Consider the following 25043-nt stretch of genomic DNA (forward strand, 5'->3'; position numbering starts at 1 on the left):
TAGGTATTTTTTTGCAACATTTGAACTTGAAACTTAACAAGCAAAAGAGAGGATGAGACTACTACTTTAAAAAGCATTAATTTCAAAACCTCAATTGCAAACAGACCTACATTATCATCAAAAATGAAACTTAATTTACTATTCTGTCTACTTATACTTCCAACATTTATGTGGGCACAAGGGCCTGGTGCAATACCTGGAAATGGACAATTTAAGAAAGGGAATCGACCAAAAATTGGTACTGTTTCGGGTAAAATTATAGATGCTGAAACAAGTGAAAATTTGGAGTTCGTAACGGTAGCATTATACTCAGAAAGAGATACAACATTTTTAACTGGAGCGTCAACAGATCCTCAAGGGCGTTTCAAAATCATCGATGTTCCTGTAGGTAAAATGTTTGCTAAAATTACATTTATAGGTTATGAGGAAATGCAAACAGCATCGTTTGTGATAAAACCTGATCAAAAAGATAAGTTTTTAGGTGCTTTAGCATTAAGTTCCGGAGCTCAAAATCTCGATGAAGTGACGGTAACTGCAGAAAGGGATATTATGGAACTTGGCATTGATCGTAAATCTTTTAATGTGAGTCAAGATCTTACAACAGTGGGAGGTTCAATGACAGATGCTTTGAATAATATTCCGTCCATTGATATTGATGCTGAAGGAACTTTGAGTTTAAGAGGAAGTAGTAATGTGACAATTTTTATTGATGGTAAACCCTCAAACCTTACAAGTTCTTCTGATGCAGATATTTTGGATCAAATTCCTGCGAGTTCAATCGAAAGAGTGGAAGTGATCACTAATCCATCAGCAAAATATGACCCTGAAGGAACTAGCGGTATTATCAATATTATTCTTAAAAAAGATCGTAAAGGGGGAATCAATGGTAATGTCTCAGCGACATTAGGGAATAATAATAAATACAACTTATCGGCAGGCGTAAATGCTAGAGTCAATAAATTTAATATATACGCAAACTATTCGGGTAGGTACCAAGAAAGGTATGTCAATAAAGATTTACATCAAAACAATCTTGATGAGGGAGGATTCATGACCGATTATAATAAACAAACTTCTAGAAGAGATGATGAACGTTATTCTCACCTTTTTAAAGGGGGAATTGATTATGATATCAATGACTATAATAATGTCTACTTCTCAGCAACTTATAATACGGGTTATCGAAATAAAAATGAAAACCTTAATTTGAATTATTTTGATGCAAATGATAATGCTTTATCTCAAATTAACCGTATTAATGATTCGAGAAGCACATCAGAAAATAAAGAATTCAATTTTGGCTATCGAAAAACTTTTGTAAACCCAAATCAGAGTTTAGATATATCGGGTCAATATTCTGATGGAATTAGAGACAACAATGGGTACTACCAAGAATATGATAGAGGAATGGGGGATCATTCTGATCCTATTTTTGAACAACAAAATGAAAGTCCTGAAAGGAATAAAATCTATTTAGGCCAAATTGATTATGTTCAACCAATTGGAGAAAATGGTACTTTAGAAACAGGTTGGAAATCAACAGGTAGAGAGATACAAACAGATTTTTATTCTGAAAGCATGAATGCAGGGATGTGGACTCCCGATGATTCACTAAATAATAATTTTAATTATAATGAATCTGTTCATGCATTGTATGTCATGTATCGTCATCAGTTTGGTAAATGGGGACTTCAAGGAGGGCTTAGAGCAGAACAAGCTTATACAACTTCTCATTTAGAAGAAAATGAAGTTACTGAAGAACAGACTGTCAATAATAATTATTTTGCTGTTTACCCAACACTGCATGTAGCGTATAAGTTTGCAGATATGCGTGAAGTATCGATTGGCTACAGCCGAAGAGTCAATAGACCAAGAGGAAGAAGTTTGAATCCATTTCCAGATTACGCCAATCCTCAATCATTACGACAAGGTAATCCGTATTTGAAACCTGAATTTATAGATGCCATTGAAGCTACTTATCAGCATGGTTGGGAAAATCTCACTTTAACGGGGAGTCTGTATTATCGTTATACTCATGATGCCATTCAAAGAGTACAAATGGCTCAACCCGATGGTGTTATGGTTATGACCTGGGATAATGTTGATCATTCTCAAAGTTATGGGGCAGAGGCAATTGCTACTTATAACATGACAAAATGGTGGAAATTGACAGGTAGTGCAAATATTTATAATATCTTAATCACTGGTACATCAGGAGATCTAGATTTAACGAATCAAGCTTGGGCAATGAATGGTAAATTAATGTCATCTACCTCTTTGACAAAAACACTTTCCTTACAAGTAACTGCAAGGTTCAGCTCGCAAAGAGCAACTGCTCAAGGGTATATTGCTCCAATGGGTGGGGTTGATATGGCAGTTTCTCAAAAGCTTTTTAAAGGGAAAGGAACATTACAGGCAAGGGTGACTGATGTATTTAATACCTACAAATTTAATGTTTATAGCGAAGGAGTCGGTTTCAACTCTGATATGACTTTTGATTGGGAATCTAGAGTTGGCTATTTAACGTTTTCCTACCGATTTGGAAATGCATCAAAGAAGCCTAAAAAAGGCTCTAAACAAAGAAGAAGTGGGCAGGGGGACTCCATGGATATGATGGATTAATAAAGAATAGATCACGACGATAAAAGCTACACTTTTGCTTCAATTCAACAGGATTAAGGTAATGGTATAGCTTTTTTGTATTCACTTTTTTAACACTTCAATAAAAAGGACTGTATTGCTATTATCTATCTCATAACATTATGATGTATCTAAAATACAAATGTTGATTTTTTGATAAAACATACATATTCAGATAGAAATGACTTCTCAATAATTCAGGCTTATTTTTTAGCATAGGCATCAAATATTACTTAATGGTTAAATCAAAATGTTAATAAATGTAATTAAATATTAACGAAATTAACTAAAATTATAAATTATGTGTAATTAATAATGAAAATTATATAAATAAGTGAATATATATTTTACATTTGTCTTAGATAATGTGAATTTTTTTATTAGCACCTACAACCCAATTATAAATTTTTAATTATTTTGAAAATATTACACTCTAAATGCGCTCTTAAACTTCAATTTATTTTGTTGTTCTTGATCGGTTTAATTGATTACACACATGCTCAAACGATTTATTATTCAAAGGCCAGTGGCAATTTTGATACTTTTTCGACGTGGGCATTAAATAGTGACGGTTCTGGAGCTGAGCCAACGGCAATCTCTGGGAATCATTTTGTTATCTTAGCAGGGCATACCGTTACGATTCCTGCTGATGAAACAGAATCCATTCATACGCTAGAAGTAGAAGGTACTCTAACGATGAATGAGAATGCTATTCTTCAAATCTCAAATGACTATTATTATTATCAGTCAGGTAGGGTCACTTTAGATCCAAGCTCACTGATTACATTCAATAATAGTTCTAATGTGTCTGTTCTTGAAGGGAGGAATACAACTGGAACATCACGGAGGTTAGAGTTTAGTAATTTATCCTTTGAAAAAGGAGGTAATAAAGTGCTTGTTAACAATACTCAGATGGATATTAACGGAGATTTTACCTTGGTGAATACCGAGTTTGAATCTAAAGATAATATTCTAATTTCTGGTAATTTAACCATTGATGCCTCAAGTAAATATTCTACAGAAACAGGTACATATATCTTTATGGATGGTTCAGGAGATCAAAGAATTTCAGTACCATCAGTGGCAGATATGTCTTCTTCAGGAAGTACAATAGCACAATTTAGTAATATCCGATTCAGTAATGGGGGAAATAACTCTATCTCTGATGGTTTTTATTCAGATGGAACGGTTGAGGTGTATAAACAAGACGGTGCAACTCTTTCATTTGATAATGGTGACTATAGTTTAAGATCACTTAGAGTAAGAGACACACAAGCAAACTCAGGTAATGCACTTTATTTCAATGGTGGTAATGTTTATATCAATAATTCATCAAGTATTGATCACTATTTTTCAGGCGATGATGACCAAGTAGGTACTTTAGATATTGGTACAGTCAATTTTATAGCAGAAACAGCTGATTTATACATTGGTGGTTCTCATTCTAATGGAGATAATATTACTTTTACAGGAAATATCAGTGTTAAGGAAAATAGAGCTCTAGTTCTAAGAGCAAACACAGTGTTAAACTCCAATGGAGGTACATTAGAAGTGACAGGGACATCAAGAGTATACATTGATGGTTCATCAACTCCTTCATTTGGTACTTATACAATTTCAGATTTATCTACATTTTATTACAGATCTACTTCTGACGTAACATTAATGCCCATTGAATACGGACATTTGAGGCTTTATTATGCATCAAATAAGATAGTAGATAATGACCTTGTCATCAAAGGTAATCTTGGTGTGTATAATGAAGCTAATTTTCTTGTAAATACTGGCAACACTGTTGAAATTCATGGAAACATTGAAAATATTAGATCGACTGATAGAGGAGAGCCAGGTACAATAAATGCAACGGGTGCTACTATCACAATGAAGATGGAGGATATTAATAGATATATTAATATTGCAAAGGACCTATCAGGTGGAGTTGATAATATTTATACTATTACAAATTTCAATATTGAAGTAGCATCAGAACTAACATCAACGAGATCGTTTACTATCTACAATAAATTAGATATTGATAATCTTACAATCTCAAATACAACTGGTTCCAACGCCACTCAATTATTGGTAGATTTAAGAGATGAATCATTTGATGTACTTGACGTTTCAACGAATATTATTCAACAAGATTTTACAAAAATAAGAACAAGAAGTACTACTTCTCCATTCTTATCTCCATCCGGAACAGTTGATATCGATCAAACGAATGCATTCATTGAATTTATTGGTAGTAATCAAACTATTCCTGCTATTACGTATGGAAATGTTCAGTTGAATGGAAGTGGAAATAAAACATTAGCTGGTAATACTACAATCAAAGGTAGAATTGAAAGAACTGGCGGTACTGTATATTTAATCGCAGGTACGAATACAATCAATATCTCTGGTGATTGGAAGTTGAATAATACAGGTACAGCTCACCATAATGGCATCTCTCAATCAACGGTTATTTTTGAAGGTAATAATGATCAAGTGATCAATGATGCAACTTTTGGAAATATCACTTTGAATACTATTGGAAATATAACAATAGCAAGACCAATCACAATTTTAGGTGATATAAGTTTAAATGGAGGAGATGATGCTACTCTATTGAATGTGACGTCAAACGAAAATATTGATCTTTATGGTGATTGGACAGAAAACACAACATCAAAGTTTTCACAATCTAATCATGCTAGAGTTAGATTATTATCAATAACTGACGATCAAACAATTTCTCAAAATTCATTGAGTGAATTCAATCACTTTACGTTGGAGAAGAAGAACTCAGCTTGTAAGACTGTCTTCAATTCAAAAGTGACAATTGCAGGTGATTTAAGATTAGAATCAACAAAAGGACAGTTAGAAATTAACGATGATCTTACATTAAAAGGCCACTTTTATAATTTTGGTACAGGTAATAGTTTTACACAAGCACCTGATGCACAATTTAACTTGGCAGGTTCTTCACTACAATATTTTAGAGTTGATGATGCTAATCAATCTACTTTTACAGAATTAGTAACTTTTTCTGGAGAAGGGATGAAAAACTTCCACGGTACATCTTCTTATACTTTTGAAAAAGGAATTTCTATTACGGGTTCTACAGTTGATGCGAGTAACAGAACTCTGAATATTCAAGGTGATTGGTTAAACAACAATGGTCTTTTTGAAAGTTTTGGTACTGTAAATTTTAATGGTGGCAAAGCACAAGTTGTTCAACCAACAACTTTCTATAGATTCTCAATCCAAGGGAACGGAACAATAGTCAATTTAAATGGTAGTATATCAATCTATCAGCTATTACAAGATGCAAATACTACATTAAATACAAATGGAAACGCAATTTCTTGTGCAAGTACTTGGACGGGTGACGGTACATTTGTGCATGGAAATGGTTCTGTAACTTTTAGTGGACAATCTTCATCCATTAATGAATCTGATCCTTTCTATAATCTGTCGAGTACATTAACTGAAGATCAGACCTTATCATTTAGTAATGACCTTGTAGTTTTAAATGACTTAAGAGTGAGTCTAAATTCGAGATTTGATGTCAATGCCCACAATTTAACAATTGGAGGGGATTTATTGTCTGATGGAGACATTTATGATATTACGACTCTAACATTCAATGGCTCTGATGCAGGAAGGACTTATACCATCAAAAATGGCTTGAAAAGTGGTTCTGACAATACACCTGCAGATAATGGGAATATTGATATAATTATTTCTCCAACAGCTAACGCAACTTATAAATTAATGTCCGACTTTAGAATGACGAATTCTAGAGGTGACTTAACAATCAATGCTGGTAAATTTGATTTAAATGGCTATTCATTAGAACAGACCAATAATAACAAACAAGTTATTGTAAAATCAGGGGCAGAGTTAATAATAAGTGCGGGGTCAGCTTTACAACTTACAGGATCTGACGCTCAGCCCACTTTACACGGAGAAGCATCAAGTACAATATCATTAATTGGTGAAGATAATAACTATGCTTTGGTAGAAGGGCATAATGGTAATAACACTTATCAAATACTAGTTGATGGTACACTTTCAGCAAGAAACTATAAAATTACTGATTTAAGAGGATATGGTTTACAATTTGGTTCAGAGAGTACACTAGCAGCGGCTCCCAATAATTTAACGAATGGTATTTTTGTGAATGGTACTAATAGCTCAGAAGCTTCAATTACTATTGCTTCTGGTGCAACATTAGGAACAACTACCATTGAAAATGTGACTTTTGGATTGGGTCCAGATTATGCGGTTGATAATAACAGTACTGATATTGGAGAGATTACGTTTTACAATGCTAAAGGGTCCAATAAAACAATAGAGAATGACGCACCTGATAAAATAGCTTGGACTTTTGATGCATTTATTCAATGGACTGGAGCAACATCAACGGATTGGCATTTAGGATCAAACTGGGTTGGAGGAATTTCTCCAACTAAAGCGAATAACATAGTGATTCCAACAGGTCTTACAAATTATCCTGTTCTTGACGGATCAACAGGTCAAGCTAAAAGAATTGAAATACAAGATGGAGCAACTTTAACGATAGAAGAGCGTTTAGAGGCTTACGATGGTATTTTCATAAATGATGGAGGAAGTCTTATTGGTTCAGCATCAAATGGTGATTCAATTATCGTATTTGGTGATTGGGTCAATGAAGAGAGTTTTACTGCCAATACTTCTCCAATTCGAATTACTCAGGAAGATGGGACAACTGCAAAACTATTATCATTTATACCAGGTACCGATACTTATTCAGGGCTTGTTATTGATGGAAAAGAGCATACAATTCTACAATCTGATAATACACTAAATGTAACAAACATAACCATAAAATCAGGTATCTATGATGTGTCTGATACGGATATTAAAGTATTTGGTGATTGGAAAAAAGAAGGAGGTACCTTTGAGTTTAGAACATCAGATTTGATTTGTGAAGGTGCAACGATTTATGGTGGAGACTTCTACAATTTGTTGATTAATGGTGGAACTAAAACCACTCTAGCTGGAAATATTACTGTTAATAATAGATTAGACCTTGTTTCTAATACATCTATTTTTGACGCTAATAAATATTTGATTTACCAAAAAGGTGAATTTGATAACTCTGAAGGAGGTACAATCACTCATTCAGGTACAATTATTTTCAATGGAGCCTATCAAAATATTAGAGGTAATGCGACATTTGGTAATGTGATTTTCCAAGGAAGTAGCTCAAAGAATTTTGTTTCGGGTGCTAATATTACAATTAGTGAAGACTTAACAGTATTAGATGGAATTGCTGTTGTATTGAATGCAGGAAGTACACTTTCTGGTTCAGGAGTATTTACAATGACTGGTGGAACTGTATATGTAAGAGATGCTTCGAATTACCCAACCGGGTTTGCTCAATATCAAATTACAGGAGGTTCTTTTCTTTATGATGAAGGTACTCAAGATATTGGTGATTTCGAATACTATAATCTTTTAATTGATGATGGAACAAAAACATTAAGAGGTAATGTAAAAGTTTCCAACTTATTAAGGTTATATGCAGATAATACTGAAGTTGGTGTTTTAGATGTTAATGGTTTTGAATTGGGTATTGGTAATGCTTTCGATATTGATGAAAGAAGAGCTGAAGCTGACCAAACTGATGTTATAGTTTGGAATTCTGGAACACTTAGACATTATGGCGGGTATTGGACTATGCCAAATGAAGTGGAATCTTATCATCATTTAATATTAGATGGAACCAGTACAAAAACTCTATTAACGAACATTGATATTACGGGGGATTTTGAAATAAATGATGGTGTAACCTTCAGTCAAGGTAGGTCAGGAGAATATTACACGGTAACTGGTACATCTGACGGTGAATTAAAAATGGAAGAAAATGCTAGGTGGAATGTCTATCCTCAAACTAATGGAAATATAGCATTTTCAACAGGGTTTAATTCTTATTCTTTATCTAGAACAAGTAGGACTTATATTTATTCTAACCCTGGGGTACCTTTTAACCTTAATACCGAAGTAACTTATGGAAACCTTTACCTTTTGAATGGAGGTAATACATTTCTAACAAGTGATTTAAATGTTGCAGGAGATTTTTATGATGATTTGGGTAATGCAAATGCATTTTTTATTGTTTCTGGTAGTATTACTGTAGGTGGTGATATTTCTTTAAGTTCTCTTGCCTATGTACCTGCTTTTCCTCCAAATATTATATTGAATGGTAACATAGAGGGCGAAATCCAATATGTAGACTTAAGGACTGAAGGTTTGACATTACCTGATTTGATATTATCAGGAGTATCACAAAAAAGATTTGACAGGGATGACTATGTAATAGATGGCGATATAACAGCATCTTCAAATGCAGATGTATATATATCAAGAGATTTCGAGTTTAAGGGACAATCATGGTCATCTGATAATACAACTACCTTAGTTTCTTATTCAGACTTAACGCTCAATAGTGATGTCAATTCACAAGTATTCAATTTTGGTACTAATCATACGATTAGAAGAGTATATTTTGTTGGTAGTCAAGATAAAACGATAAATTGTGCTTTAAATATCGATAATGAATTAGTCAATACAGGTGGTATTGTTGATTTTGGATCATTTACACATAATATTGCCGCAAGTATTTTTACATTGGAAGAAAATGATATCACTGAAAATGCTAATTTTAACTTAGACGGTGGAACACAATACCTTCCATTGGATTTTTCAGTGAATAACCTTACACTATCGGTTGGGGGGAGTAAAGTAATCAATGGAGACTTAACAGCGTATGATATAACCGCTCTTGATAATGCAGCTTTAATACCTCAAAATGCAGCCTCAACAATTACTGTAAAAGGAAATTGGGACTTTGAGTTAGGGCGCTATAGTACTAAAGAAGCAAAGGTTATTTTTGATGGTGCAGTAGCTAACGAAGAGTATACGATTTATCAAGATGGTAGTACTAGAATGTTTGAAGTCCAATTTAAGGGTACAAACAATAATACTTATAAACTTACTGATGATTTATATACTTATACAGATGTTAATATTGAATCTGGAGCTACAGTAGATATAAATGGACATTTATTGTATATAGGTACTACGACTCAAATTGATACTTATCCTTCCTTAACAGGAAACTTAGTAGAAGATTTAAATATCAGAGGAGAATTATTAATCTCAAAAGGTGGTAGTGTACAATTAAATGCCAGAGATGGTGATGGTACTGAAAAACCAACTGTTACAGTTGAAAGTGGAGGTCACTTAAGTGTTGTTGGAGAAGAAGGTATATTGTCTAAATTAGGTGCTACGAGTAGAGGGTCTGATAACCATAGATTAGTTGTAAGAGTTGAAAGTGGAGCTAAAATTTCTGCAAAATTCTATGAGTTTAGAGACTTAGACCACGTTGGTTTATATGTAGATAAGGATGCTACTGTTGATGCTGTTAATAACTTTTCGGAAGGGGTGTTCGCAGGAATGTCAAGAGATAATAATTTGGGTGAAGATCGTATTTATTTACATCTTGATGCAGAAGTCACTGGAACAATCAGTAACGTAACTTTTGATTATAATGGTAACCCAAACCCTGCTTATAATTTATATAATGTAAAACGACTAGCTTATTCTCCTTCCAGTGGTGTTATCAATTTTGAGGAAGGAACGGGAATGAAAGGGGATGCTTTCGAATATGATGAAGATCAAGATAATGGAGGTTCCGGTTTAATTAATTGGCCTGATAATACAGATATTTATTGGGAGGGAAATACAAGTACGGATTGGTTTGATGCGTCAAATTGGAACCCAAGTACAGCTGTTCCTACAGCAAATGATAACGTGATTATCACTTCGAAAGTATCAGCCACTACATTTTATCCTGTAATTTCAGGATCAGTAAAGGCTATTTGTGATGATTTAAAAATACAAGGAGGACGTTTAAGCATTGAGTCTTCTGTAACAGATGTATCTGAACCGGAATTACAAATATCTGGAGACTTACAATTAGAGAGTGGTTTAATAAACATTGATGACGAACAAGTAATTGATGTCGGGGAAAATTATACAGTATCAAATGAAGGGTCGTTTGTAGCGGCAAATGGTTTAGTAAAACTGACTAAATCTACAGGTACAATAGTTTTAGATCAAGCAAATTCAAATTTTAATGATTTAGAAATTTCAGAAGGAGGTACAGTAGCCTTACAAACTTATTTAACAGTTGATGGAGATTTTACTATTCCTAAAACAGGAGGTATCGTACTACCTAATAATCATAATTTAGTTTTAAATGGTGATATTCAATTAAGTAATACAGCTACTTTTGATACACAATCTGATGGATGGGTTTATTTAAGAGGGGAGTCAACTCAAAACCTTAAAAATGCGACCTTTAAAAGAGTTCGTTTCCAAGGTGCTGAGTATGTTGTTGAAGATTCGCTGATTATTACTTCACGTGCTTACTTGGATAAGGGAACTTTAAAACAATTAAACGGAAGTAGTTCATATGTCTTCAATAGTTTAGTGTATGTTGAAAATGATGATTTCTTTATAGAGTTATCTGATGAGGGAGGAACACACTATTTAAGAAATGCAGATTGGTATGGGTATGGAACAACCTCAAATCTTACTAACCCCTCTGGCAACGGATATTCAAATTTTGTTTTCCAAGCTTTAGATGATAGAATAGATATTAGGGGAGATAAAGCCTTCTTCGATAGTGTTAGTCTAGAAACTGATCTACTTGTGATGTATGCTGATTTAGAACTTACTACGTTAGATGCTACAAATGCTCACGTTTTTGCATATGAAAAACAACTGACAGGTTCGCATAATGGAGAATTTACATTAGGAGCAAGTAAATACTTATACTTAACTGCAGCAGATAATTTCCCTAAAGGTTTTGGGTCTTATTCTTTTGATACGGAAAGTAGAACATATTATGCTGGAGGTCTTGATCAAACTATTCATACTAAAGAAGAGGTTAGAGATGAATCCAATACTTTGCTTTACAAATTGCCTATTATTTACGGTGATTTATATCTAGAAAGAGAAGGGTCGGTGAAAACAATCTCTGACGAAGGCGAATTGATTGTTAGACGTAACCTAATTATTAATCAAGCTACACTAAATACAAACGATAAGAATATCAAAATTGGTAAAGATTTATACCATCAATATTTGAATTCAAATCTAATTTACGGTACAAGTAAGTTTACTTTTGATGGGGATGAAGACCAAAGGATGTATCTCTCAAATGTAAGGGATAATAATTTTTATGATATTAATGTAAATAAGCCTGACAATACAACACTTACAGTGAGTGGGTCTGACCTTACGATTGAGGGTGATTTGGTAGTTCAAAATGGTATTTTCTCTTTAGGTGGAAGAACAGCTACTTTAAAGAAAAACTTATTGGTCAATAACGGTAGCTTAAATGAGTATGGAACTTATTATATGGATGCTTCCGGAACTGGTGCCATTATCAGAACTAACAATTCAAAATTTAGAGGTTTACGTATTAATGGTAAGAAAACAACGGTTTATCAACTTTTAGACAACCTGACAATTTCTGATAACTACGATTTAGAATTAGTTAGTGGAAAATTAAATACAACAGATGCTACCATTAATATTGGTCATAACGGACAATTCAATATCGGTTCTAAAGGTAGTTATATCTTTGGTGAGTCAGGAAGGTTGATTATGGGGAATAACTCAACTCTAAATGTAGAAGGTAATATCGATGTAGTAGGAACTTCTTCTATTCCAGCTACTATACAAAGTACTCAAACAGGACATTATTATAGTTTCAACGTTGAAGGCAATATTAATGCACGTTATTATAATATTAGTGGCTTGTCTTCAAATGGTATTTTTATCAAAAATTCAGCGACCATCGACAATTTAAATGTAGGTAATAATTTTTCTGATGGTACTTTCAGAAATTACCTAATTGGAGGTGTGGCATTAAAGATTGAAAACAATCAATCCTTTAGGGCTAATTTTGATGGAAGTGATAATTATATTGATGGAGGAATTGCGAATGTGAACTTCATTCAAGATGCATTAAGAGGTACTGCAAATATCTCAAAAGAAACTTCTACAACAGGGCGTATTGATTTTTATAATGCTAATGGACAGTTATCTGGTAGTAACTATGAGAGAGACCCAGAAAATTTAATCAATTGGTATGGACCAAATACCTATATATGGACTGGTGAAGAAGATGAGGATTGGTTTAATGCTAATAACTGGTCATCTTCCAATGGGGGTATACCTTCAGCAGGAAGTGATGTAATTATTGGTCCAACTACAAATCAGCCAATTATTGATGATGATGGAGTTGCAGTAGCTAATAATTTGACATTAAATACGGCATCATTATTAATTTTAAATTCTTCGGATTCTGATGATGATCTCGTCGTCAATGGTAACGTGGAGTTAAATGGACAAATTCGAATGGAATCTGAATATGATGGTATTTCTTTCAAATCCAATTGGATTATTAATCCAACAGGTTCATTTAAACACGGTGGAGGAGAATTAACAGCTAGTGGTGCTGGTACACAACAAATTGATAATGCAGGGTTAGATTTTGGAACATTAACGATTAGTGAAACATCTGTTACAATCTTAAACTTGAATGGTGAAGAAGATATTCAAGGTGATTTTACGGTTACATCTGAGGCATCACTAGAGTTAAATGCTTCATTAAAAACACTTAGTATGAGCGGTAATGTTTCTATTTTAGGAACAATTATCACAAATAATAATATTATTAGTTTAGTAGGTGATGGAGATGCTAATGCTGATGTTTTTACAGTAAATATTCCATTATCAAGTAATATTATAGATGTACTATCTATTGAAACGGATGACGCATCTGATGAATATCAATTAAGTTCTAATCTTTATGTTTCGGACAGGTTTGATTTACAATCTGGAACATTTGATGTCAATGGAAATACTTTCTATTTCAAAGGAGATGTGACCAATAAAATAGATGTAGATGGTGGAACGATAGATTTAACTTCATCAACTTTGGTCATGGACAATGGAACTATCTTCGAGTTGAATGATGGGTCTTTAGTCATGGGTGAAGGTGCTAAAGTGACGAGTGAAAATACTTCTTCTGATTATTCATTCTCTTTATTGGGAGGTAATTTCTCTGGTGAGTTATTTACATTTGAATATATGGATGAAGAAGGTATCGTCTTTAATGGCGTTACTTTAGGAGCTAACTCAACACCAATTGACCATGACAACGACCCAGGAACTGCTGATGTGAATTATAACGTACTACTTCCATTTGGTCTTTTCCAAAATGGGCAAGCAAATGGTCGATTAATCGATTTAGTTTCTTATTCTTTTGCATCTGGATCAAACCCTACAGCAGGTAGTAGTAACCTTGAAAATAAATTTTACAGTTTATTCTTCAATAGACCCTCTACTACTAACGTAAGAAATAGAACAGGAAGTACTGTTTACTTCTCAGATGCCAAAGGTGGTATATCAGGAGATAATTTTGAAGATGAAACTTCAGGATCCATCGAATGGGAAGCAACAAAAGATGTTTATACTTGGGTAGGTGATGTTAATGATCTATATAAAAATCATGCTTATTGGACAAATCCTGCAAACTGGGTATTAAATGGTGGAAGTGAGCCTACTGTTTATCCTGGTGAACTGGATGAGCATTTAAATAAAGCAATTGTAATTATACCTCAACCTGAGATAGGTAATAAACCACCTGTTATACTAAATACAAAAAAAATAACGATTTACTCTTTAAGAGTGGAGCCTCAAGCAGGAATGATTATCGAGTCAGGTTCAGACCCAAGCTCTTTGGATCGAAGTGATGATGATAATTATGAAATGATCATTAAAGACGAATTCTCTATCTTATCAAATGGTATCCAAAAAGGTTATGTGGACTTTATTCGATCATTAGTAAGAGTAGAAGGACGAATTCAAAATGATGGTATTTTCAAGCCTGAATCTTCAATTATGGTATTAAAACCAGCCTCTGGTGAGGAGATTAATTTAGCAGCCGGAGAAAACTATAATGATTTATATATCGATGGTACAAATGATCCAATTATTAACCTTACAGGAGATGTAAATGTACAAGGATTATTTAACATGGATGATGGGACGTTAAATGTTGGAACAAATACTTTAAATGTAAAAGGAGATTTTGTGTTAGCAAGTGCTGTAAACCTTAATTATGAAGATGATTTTACACTCGTTTTAGATAGTGCAGATCAAACACTCACAATTAACAACCACAATTTGAGAAACATCAAATTTGGTGGTACTGGTACGAAAACAATATCCAATTCGCTTACCATCGAAGGTGATTTTACTATAGAAGGAAACAGAACAACCGTAGCCTTTGGCACAAATAGCCTTGAACTGAAAGGGAACTGGGTAAATGAATATGGTAATGGTAATTTCACAATGAGTGATCCGGGTAATGTTACATTTAGCGGTACGTCTATTCAGACTCTATCAAGTTTCTCTGGGGAAGAAACATTTACGACTATGATTGTCAATAATGCAAGTGGTATTGATTCAGAATTGGACCTTACGATTAGTAATGGATTGACGCTTACAAACGGTATCTTGAAAGCTCCTCATGTGATATTAGAAGCTGGAGTTGGTGGAGATACGGGTATTTCGTCTTCTGAAAATTCTTTTGTATATGGTAAAGTAACAGCTAAAGATGTACCTCAAGCTACCCTATCTTTTGGAGGTGATCTAACATGGTACGAATTTCCTATTGGATCACAATCGACTTGGGCAAGAGCTGCTATTAATACAGAAAATGTTGGAGGTACTTATGATTATACGGTTGAATATACAACAGAGGACAGAGGTGTGAACCTATTAATTGATGATGGTGGAGATGGAGTAACAATGGAAGTTTCTCAATTTATTTGGAATATTACCAATGGCAGCGGTGATGCTCATGGAATTCATATTCGTTTGTACTTAGAAGACTTATCTCCATTTGACTTAGCGGATGATGTCAATTTGAGAAAATTAATCCACTACTATGATAAGGAAGAAGGTGATGGTATTAATTGGTATGAAGAGGAAACGAGTAATACTTTTGGTACTGATGGAGCAAGTAGTTATGTAGAGGCTAGAAATATTCAAAAGTTCTCTGATTTCGGAGCCACATTAGAGTTATCATCAACTGATGATTCCAGTGATTTACCTGTAGAATTGACGTATTTTGATGGTTCAATTGATGAAGAGGGCAATATTTTACTAGAATGGGAAACAGCTTCAGAAGTCAATGCTTCTCACTTCGATATCGAAAGATCATTTAATGGTCAAACCTTTGAAAAGATAGGTACAGTAGAAGCCAACGGTAATACAAATGTTGCTATTCAGTACTCTTTTGAAGATAAAGTTGATAGTAGAATTGTTTTCTATAGATTAAAACAGGTTGATTTTGACGATCAATTCGCTTATTATGGTCCTGTTACTCTAGTCAATGAAGGCGATCAAATATCGACAGAAGAATTGGAATTGTTTGCTTATCCAAACCCAATGGAAGGTGATAAAGCAACAGTGACCATTAGTGGCTTATCGATCAATGAATCTTTTGTAGGACAAATCATGACATTGACAGGTCAATCTGTTTACACTGTTAGTGCTGAAGCTGATGATAATGGTATTAGTAATTTAGACTTAAATATTTCGGATTGGAAAACAGGTGTATATATCTTAAAGATTAAAACTGGATCCGGAAAAACAGCTCATCTAAAATTGATGAAATAAAAAAGTTTAGTTTATAAATCTAGTATAAAAAATAGGTTATAATACCCACAAAAGGTGAAATATCTTTTAGTGGGTATTTAACTATTAACAGGTTTCTCTTGAATGTCTTATTAACACAAATTGCTAAAAGTAATATTTTATAACACCCGAAGCAGGTTATTGTTGAATTTGCTTTGGGTTAATTTTTATATATTTACCAAACCACCAGAATAAAACAGATTGTTACTTTCTTATTCTCAATGAATAATTGCTATAAAAACGTACTTCGCTCAATTCTCTTTTTGCTGTTAATTTTAGTTGCTACAGAATTTATAATAGCTCAACAAAATACCTCTTTAGATTTACAGAAATATGAAGAGCACATTATTCGTGTGAAATTAAAAGGTGATAGGTTAGATGCTTTTTTAGAGCTCAGTACTTCAAAATCTCAAGACGGAATCCTTGTAACAGGGGATGAGCAATTAGATCGGTTAAATAAAAAGTTTGGTATAACGAAACTGAGAAGAGTTTTTCCCTATTCACCACAATATGAAGAGAAGCATAAAAAATATGGTTTACACTTATGGTATGAACTAGTTTTTTCAACGAATGAAGAACCTTCTGAGGTGGCACAGCAATTTTCAATTTTTTCTGATTTTGAAATCTCCAAACCTGTTAATAAGAAAGTATTGTCAGGTGGATCATATTCCGTTATTGAAAATAGAGAAGCTTCCATTTTGACGCAAAATGCTTTCAATGATCCTTTGTTTGCTAAACAGTGGCACTATCATAATATAGGGCAAAACAATGGAGATATTGGAGCCGACATAAGTTTACTAAATGCATGGCAAATTAACTCAGGAGATAATAGTGTTATAGTTGCGGTGACGGATGCGGGTATTGATACAGATCATATTGATCTATCCCCTAATATTTGGGTAAATGAAAATGAAATCCCTAATAATGGTATTGATGATGATGGTAATGGGTACGTAGATGATATCCATGGGTTTAATTTTGCACAAAATAATAGTGAGATTGAAAAAGGACAACACGGTACACACGTTGGAGGTACAATTGCCGCAGTCAATAATAATAGTATTGGAGTAGCAGGAGTAGCAGGGGGAAATGGTTCTGGTAATGGTGTGAAATTAATGTCTTGTATGGCATTTACAAATGGTGGTTTTAGTGGGAGTATTGCTCAGTCCTATGTTTATGCAGCTGATAATGGAGCCGTAATTTCTCAAAATAGTTGGGGCCATAGTCAACCCACTTATTTTGATCAGGAAATTTTAGATGCTATCGATTATTTTATCGCTGAGGCAGGGAATTATCCCAATAGTCCAATGAAAGGTGGATTAGTCATTTTTGCAGCTGGAAATGATAACGATGATGACCTTTACTATCCAGGATATTATGAACCAATACTAACGGTTGGTGCTACAACAAATGAAGATAAAAAAGCTTATTATAGTAATTATGGTGATTGGGTAGATGTTGTGGCTCCAGGTGGTGAAACTATTGGTTCATCAGAAAAAGGAGTTTTGAGTACATTGCCCAACGATAATTATGGTTTTTTTCAAGGGACCTCTATGGCATGTCCTCATGTCTCTGGTGTGGCTGCATTAGTAGTTTCAGCGGCTAAAGGAACGATTACAAATTCTGAATTAAGACAAATCCTTGAACAAGCAACTGATGATATTTCAAGTCAAAATCCTCTTTTAAATGGTAAACTAGGGAATGGAAGAATTAATGCTGAAAAAGCGTTGAAATCAATTCAAAGAATAGGGGTAAACCCAGAAGAATTAGTCTTTGATTTTACAAATAATGAACCTTTATCAAAAACAGTAACTATTTTTAATATTTCCAATGAAGAAGTACCTTTCGATCTGTCTAATAATATTCCTTCTTTTACATTTAATATCGTTAGTGGTGTACTAGGAATTGGTGAATCGAAGGAAATAACAATAACACTAGACCCCTCTAGTTTTGAGTTTGGAAATTATGAGGAGAATATCAGCTTTGATACTGAAACATATTTTAAGCTAACGGCTAGAATTAATAAATATGAATTACCCAAAATCTATATTGATTCAACGAAAGTGGATTTCGGTGAAGTTTATGAAGGGTATACAGTATCAAAACAAATAGAAATTTATAATCATGCTTTTGCAGAGTTAGTCATTACAGACATACAAACCAATCAACCTCATTTTAAAACAGAAGTTCAAAATATTACAATCCCTCCCTATGGAAATGTGTTCTTACCCATCACTTTTTCAGCAACTTCATCGGCTTCTAATAATGCGACCTTATCCTTTTTGACTAATGACAAAGTAAGTCCAACTATCTCTATTCCATTATCAGCATCTACAATTTTAAGTGCCCCACCTTTGTTGAGTAGCCCCGAAGAAATTACTTTGAAACAAGCAGCAAAAGGAATATTATCCACAAACTTTCCATTGCAAAATGATGGTGATGACGATTTGACTTATTCTTTTCAGCAGCAAATAACAAGTCATGATGAATTAAGTGAACTGACTCTATTGAAAACAAATTACTTTCGTCAGTTACAATTAGAGAAAGGTGAAAACCATGCTATTCGTGGCAGGGAAACTCTTCAACATTATGGTTCATCTACAAATTATTTTTATCAATGGGTTGATCAAGAAATCTCAGGTGGCGTTCTATATCAATGGAACGATATCCAATCCATAGGAAATCACTATAATCTACACGATGAGGGTTCTTTGAATTATAATTTGAAGCTTTTTCAGTTTCCTTTTTATGGTACTGATCAAGAGAATATTGTAATGTCTTCTAATGGCTATTTGCAGTTTGGAGATTTTTCGCAGAATCAATGGGAAAATACTAGCCTACCTTTTGATGACGAAACGAATGCAATTATTTCGGGATATTGGACAGATCTAGATTCTGTAGATATATATATAGTGGAGGAAAATGATCAATTAACGATTCAATATGAAGGCCAATATTATAACTCTCCCAAAGATGAAGTGAAATTTCAAATTGTGTTACATAAAAGTGGGAGTATCTCTCTTTTTTATCATACTGTTGGTTTTCCTTTTGAAGGTACAGTTGGTATAGAAAATAATACCGCAGAAGAAGGCTTGAACATTGCTTTTAATAATAATTACTTGAAGAGTGGTACAGCAATCAGTATTATCCCCAATTCCTTACAATTAGAACCATTAAATGGGGCTATAAGTACCGGTGCAGTAGCAGATATTCAACTCTTTTTTGATTCAAATAAACTCTTTGAGGCAGGTTATCAATTAAAACAACCTCTTTTAGTTTATTCTAATGATCCCATTAAACCGGCTACTATTATTCCTTTATCAGTTCAGTTTGGTGATGTGGTTTTAGAACTTTCAGACACTGTTATTGTTGATACTTCTTTTATTAGTAATCCTTTTCAAAAAGAAATACTGATTTATAATAAAGGATATGAAAATCTGATACTTTCAGATCTTTCAACGGATGTCAAAGGGTTAGTTTTTGATCAGAATGAATATACAGTATTACCTAATGACTCTTTGGTTTTAAACCTAACGCTCTACTCAGAAGTTGAAGAAACGATAGATGGAACAATTATATTCAAGACAAATGATCGTAGAAACCCATCTATTGAAATTCCAGTTTCTATTTATAATAAAGATTATCCTCAATTAGAAATTAATGTGGATGAGATTCAAATAGAGGGGTATTATCAAAGAATAAAAGGATTAAATGAAACGTTTGTGCTGAAAAATGTTAGAAGCATTCCTTTGGATGTTTCTATTGAAGTGAAATCTGATCATAAAGATTCATGGCTCAATATTAATGATTCAACAATCTTGGAGGATTTTTCATTGGATGAAAACTTTCAGGAAAGAACACTCTTAATTGAAGTAAAAGAGAATTTACCATCAGGAAACTATACAGGACAAGTTCTAGTTCATACTAACGATCCTTTCAAGCCAGAAATAATAATTGATGTTGATTTAATAGTGAATCCATCACCTCATTTATCTATTGTAGACTTTATTCAATTTGATCAAAGATATATTGATAGTACAAATGTATACCAAGCGATCATTGAAAACATAGGAGACGTAGACTTGCAATTGCATGTTGACCCGACTAAAAATCATTTTTTTGATGTAATTAATACTAGTCCTATCAATTTGTCACCAAACTCAGTTGATACCCTTGAAATAGGATTCAACCCTCAAAATGAAAATTACAGTCAAGAAGACTTAATCATAGTCACAAATATGCCTGATACAATTCCTTACGTTGTTACTTTATCGGGAAATGGTATATATGAGAAAAATATTCAAATCACTGAAAGTTATGATGATTTTGAAATTGACTACAATGAAACTTCAAATGGCAGGATTACTTTACAAAACACATCGGAACAATCACAGACATATAAAATTGTTGCCAAAGAAAAGAAAGGCCTTACATCATCGCAAATTAAGAATAACATAATTTACAATGATGGGTTTAATGTGTTACTATTAGGAAGTGGAAAAACTGAATGGTTGGAAACTTCAATAGAAGCACTTTACAATACGAAAAGGTTCACATCCGTTTCAGGTATTAATGTATCAGAATCTACCCCAACTCTTGAAGATATTGAGTCTTTTGATGTAATAGTCGTCAATGGAATTTTTGGTTATGATGACCCGGTAAACCTAGGAAATATTTTATATGACTATATAGAGAATGGAGGTAGTGTAGTGTTGTCTGCCTTTGTGAATTTAGAATCTTCAGATCAAATCCAAGGAAAATGGAATGAGGTAGGTTACGATCCAATTTTAGTTACTGACGAAACACTTGGCACCAAAGGAAATGGAATCAAAAATAATGGAAGTGTTTTGTTAAATGGAGTAACATTTTTTGATACATACAATAGAATTGGAATTCCTTCTTCGAAAATAAAACCTAATGTTGAGGTTTTGCTCGAATACAATGATGGTGTTCCGTTTTTATTAAATCATAAGGTAAATGGGAAAAATATATTCTATGTCAATTCCTATACGGCTTATTGGATTGAAGAATCAGATGGTGGTCAGCTGTTTGCAAATGTAATCGAAGAAGCTTACAAAGTTAATGCTGGTACTTCTCTTTCTTGGTTTACTTCGCCCAATTTATTTGAAGGTGTGATTGATGCTTCTCAAACTCTTGATTTTAACTTTTCGATTAATGAGCATTTAGATATTCTAGAAGGTGAACATACGGCTTCTCTTCAAGTTTTTGTTCAAGAAGGAAAGTATGATGTATTGAAGTCCACCTCAGAAATTAATGTCAAAGTTCAAGCCCAATATTTAATATCAATTGATAGTCAGTTTACCTTCCAAAAGGCAAGACAATATGATACGGTTTCAAAACGAATTATATTTAAGAATGAAGGAGCAGGTTATTTCATGATAGATCAGATCATTACGTCAACAGATCAAATCGTTATTGATGAAACCAATATTTTAGAGAATAGAATTGATCCTTATAGTGAAAACTATTTAGATATTACCTATACAGCGTCTCAAATTGGTACAATTCAAGATTCAATAACTATCAAAAGTTTAGAAGGTGATGAGATAGTTTTTAAGGTCAATGGTGAGGTTGTTCCGAATGGAACTTTGGACTTTATAAACCCATTAGAAATCAATATTGAACATGGAGAAATAAAGACCATTACACATACTTTTTCTAATTCTGAAAATGGCCCTGTAGACTTTTTATTCAGTAGCTATTATGAAGATGTTCTTTTGAATCAAACCACGAATAATCATACCATAACCGCTGAGAAAAACATTCCTCCATTGATACCTCTCAATGATGGGTTAAGTACTTCTGAAAGTGATGGGAAATATACATACTTGGATAGTCGTGGAGAAAATGGGATCCATTTTCAATGGATTGATATCACTTCAACAGGAACATTGATCACATTAGAAGATGATGCTTTTTTTACATTACATAATCCGCAGTGGGATTTTATTTTGTACGAAAAGCATTATGAGAATATTATTATTTCATCCAATGGTTACTTTACTTTCGATCCTGTAAATGGCAGATCTTGGAAAAATCATGAATTACCTAATGCTTCAAAACCATATAGCATAATAGCTCCCCTTTGGACGGATTTAGCTCCTCAAAAAAATGGAACAATTCATTATTTATTAGACGATGAAAAGTTAATTGTACAGTATACTCAAATCCCCACTTATGATGATGATAAAGCGGACACTTCTTTTCAGCTTATTTATTGGAAAGACGGTATTTTGGATTTTAATTATAAAAATATTGATACCGAAAACTATTCTGTAGGTATAGAAAATTATGCAGGCAATTCGGGAGTTGGAGTAGCTTATAATACATCTTATCTTGATTCTGACGTGACGATTCATTGGGTTCCTCCTAAGAGAAAATTAGAACCTCTTTTGACAAGGTTTTCACTAGCAGCGAATGAAAGCAAAGAGATTTCTTTTAAAGTCAATGCTGATTCTCTCTTCTATGATGACAGTTTTGAAGAAACAATTTTAATAAAAACTTCCAACCCTAAAGAACCTTACTATAATTTAGACATTGCATTTAACGTATTAAGAGGTATACATATTAAAGATAGTATTCCTGATCAGTCTGTTATTTTATATGATACAATAAAAATTGACTTAACGGAGTATTTCTTTAGTTCACTTGAAAATAATGAACTGGAATTTAGTTTAGACCCTAACGCTTATATAACATCACGTATTGAACAAGGTCAATTATACCTTTCTGTTCAACAATTTTTTAATACCCCTCAAATATTAAAAATCAATGCCTTTGGAGACGATATTCTAAAGCACCAATCTTTTGTACTGACTACTTCAACCACCAAGCCCTATCCATTGAAAAAATGGGAAACAAAAGAGTTATTGGTAGGTCAAGCTTATGAATTTAATTTGGCAAAATATTTTGGTTTCCCTACAGACAACCAAAGCTTTTCAATTGAAGTTGAAAACGAAGTTCAAGGCCTTTATCAGGTTACAGATTCAATATTAACTCTATCTCTTGATTCACTTTACAATGTTGAAAATCCATTAGCTTTTAAAGTTGTTGCTTCAAATAGTGATGGAAAAGCCGAACAGCATTTTACTTTTATTAGTTATAACAACTTACCAAAAGGTAATCTTGATGATATATTTATTGATATCACTGACGTTGATACCAGTTATACTATCGATCCATCAATAATTTATAGTGATGAGGATGGACATCAATTGGAATATCAAATCGCTTCTTATACCAATACCATCATTGATGTTAAAGAAAAAGAAGGGGCAAAATATGAAATTTCACCAATAGCAAAAGGTATTGATTCATTGATTTTACAAGTATCAGATAGTTATGAATATATCAATGATACTGTTACAATTACTGTTGGAGGGAATTTTCCGCCAGTATTAAATTTTGAAATTGAAAATCAGTCCATTGCTTTAGGTCTTGAGAAGGCTATCACAATAAGTGAATTATTTACCGATCCCGAAGACCAAGAATTATCTTATACAATAGATGTTTCTAATGATAATATTCAAGCAATTATTGACGAAAACCTAGACATACAAATTATAGCCTTAGAAAAAGGAGTCTGTAATATTGAAATTGGTGTAACTGATGGTGAAAAGTGGAATTCAATTTCTTTTAAAGTAACTACATTTAATAATGAGCCAGTAGTTGAAAAATTAATAGTAAATGAAAACCTTTATTTAACCGATTCAGGTTTCAACATAGATTTAGATACTCTATTTGAAGATATTGACGGTCAACCATTGACTTATACAATAGTACTAGAAAATGAAGCGGTTGTTGATTTCACAAGTAGTTCCTCAAACTATTTGACTTTCATCCCGAAATCTATTGGAAGCAGTGAAGTTACGATTACCGCTTCCGATCAATATTCTGAAATAGCTCAGACATTTGACATTACTGTTCTCAATCGACAACCTCATTTAATGAAAAGAGTAGAATCTCAAGAGTTGTATTTAACTGACTTAGGTTTCAATCTAGATTTAGATACTCTATTTGAAGATATTGACGGTCAACCATTGACTTATACAATAACACTAGAAAACGAATCGGTAGTTGATTTCACAAGTAGTTCCTCCAATTATTTTATTTTCACTCCAAAGTCAATTGGCAGTAGTGCAGTTACAATTACAGCTTCCGATCAATATTCTGAAATAGCTCAGACATTTGACATTACTGTTCTCAATCGACAACCTCATCTAATGCAGAGGATAGAACCTCAAGAGCTGTATTTAACCGATACAGGTTTCAATGTAGATTTAGATACCCTATTTGAAGATATTGACGGTCAACCATTGACTTATACAATAGTACTAGAAAATGAAGCGGTTGTTGATTTCACAAGTAGTTCCTCAAACTATTTGACTTTCATCCCGAAATCTATTGGAAGCAGTGAAGTTACGATTACCGCTTCCGATCAATATTCTGAAATAGCTCAGACATTTGACATTACTGTTCTCAATCGACAACCTCATTTAATGAAAAGAGTAGAATCTCAAGAGTTGTATTTAACTGACTTAGGTTTCAATCTAGATTTAGATACTCTA

Annotated in this window: 3 protein-coding genes; all 3 read left to right on the forward strand. The window is 33.3% G+C overall.

Annotated features, from left to right (window positions below):
* The first annotated feature begins 123 nt into the window (after nt 1–123).
* Complete coding sequence (locus PL77_RS22630) at nt 124–2622, forward strand: TonB-dependent receptor domain-containing protein (RefSeq protein WP_082026689.1); 2499 nt, start codon at nt 124–126, stop codon at nt 2620–2622.
* Nucleotides 2623–3111: 489 nt separating this feature from the next.
* Complete coding sequence (locus PL77_RS22635) at nt 3112–16437, forward strand: T9SS type A sorting domain-containing protein (RefSeq protein ID WP_156152497.1); 13326 nt, start codon at nt 3112–3114, stop codon at nt 16435–16437.
* Between the two features lie 281 nt (nt 16438–16718).
* On the forward strand, nt 16719–25043 hold an 8325-nt coding region (locus PL77_RS22640; RefSeq protein ID WP_172665928.1), incomplete at its 3' end, for a S8 family serine peptidase.

It is taken from the genome of Flammeovirga sp. OC4 (assembly GCF_000812565.1).
GTDB lineage: Bacteria > Bacteroidota > Bacteroidia > Cytophagales > Flammeovirgaceae > Flammeovirga.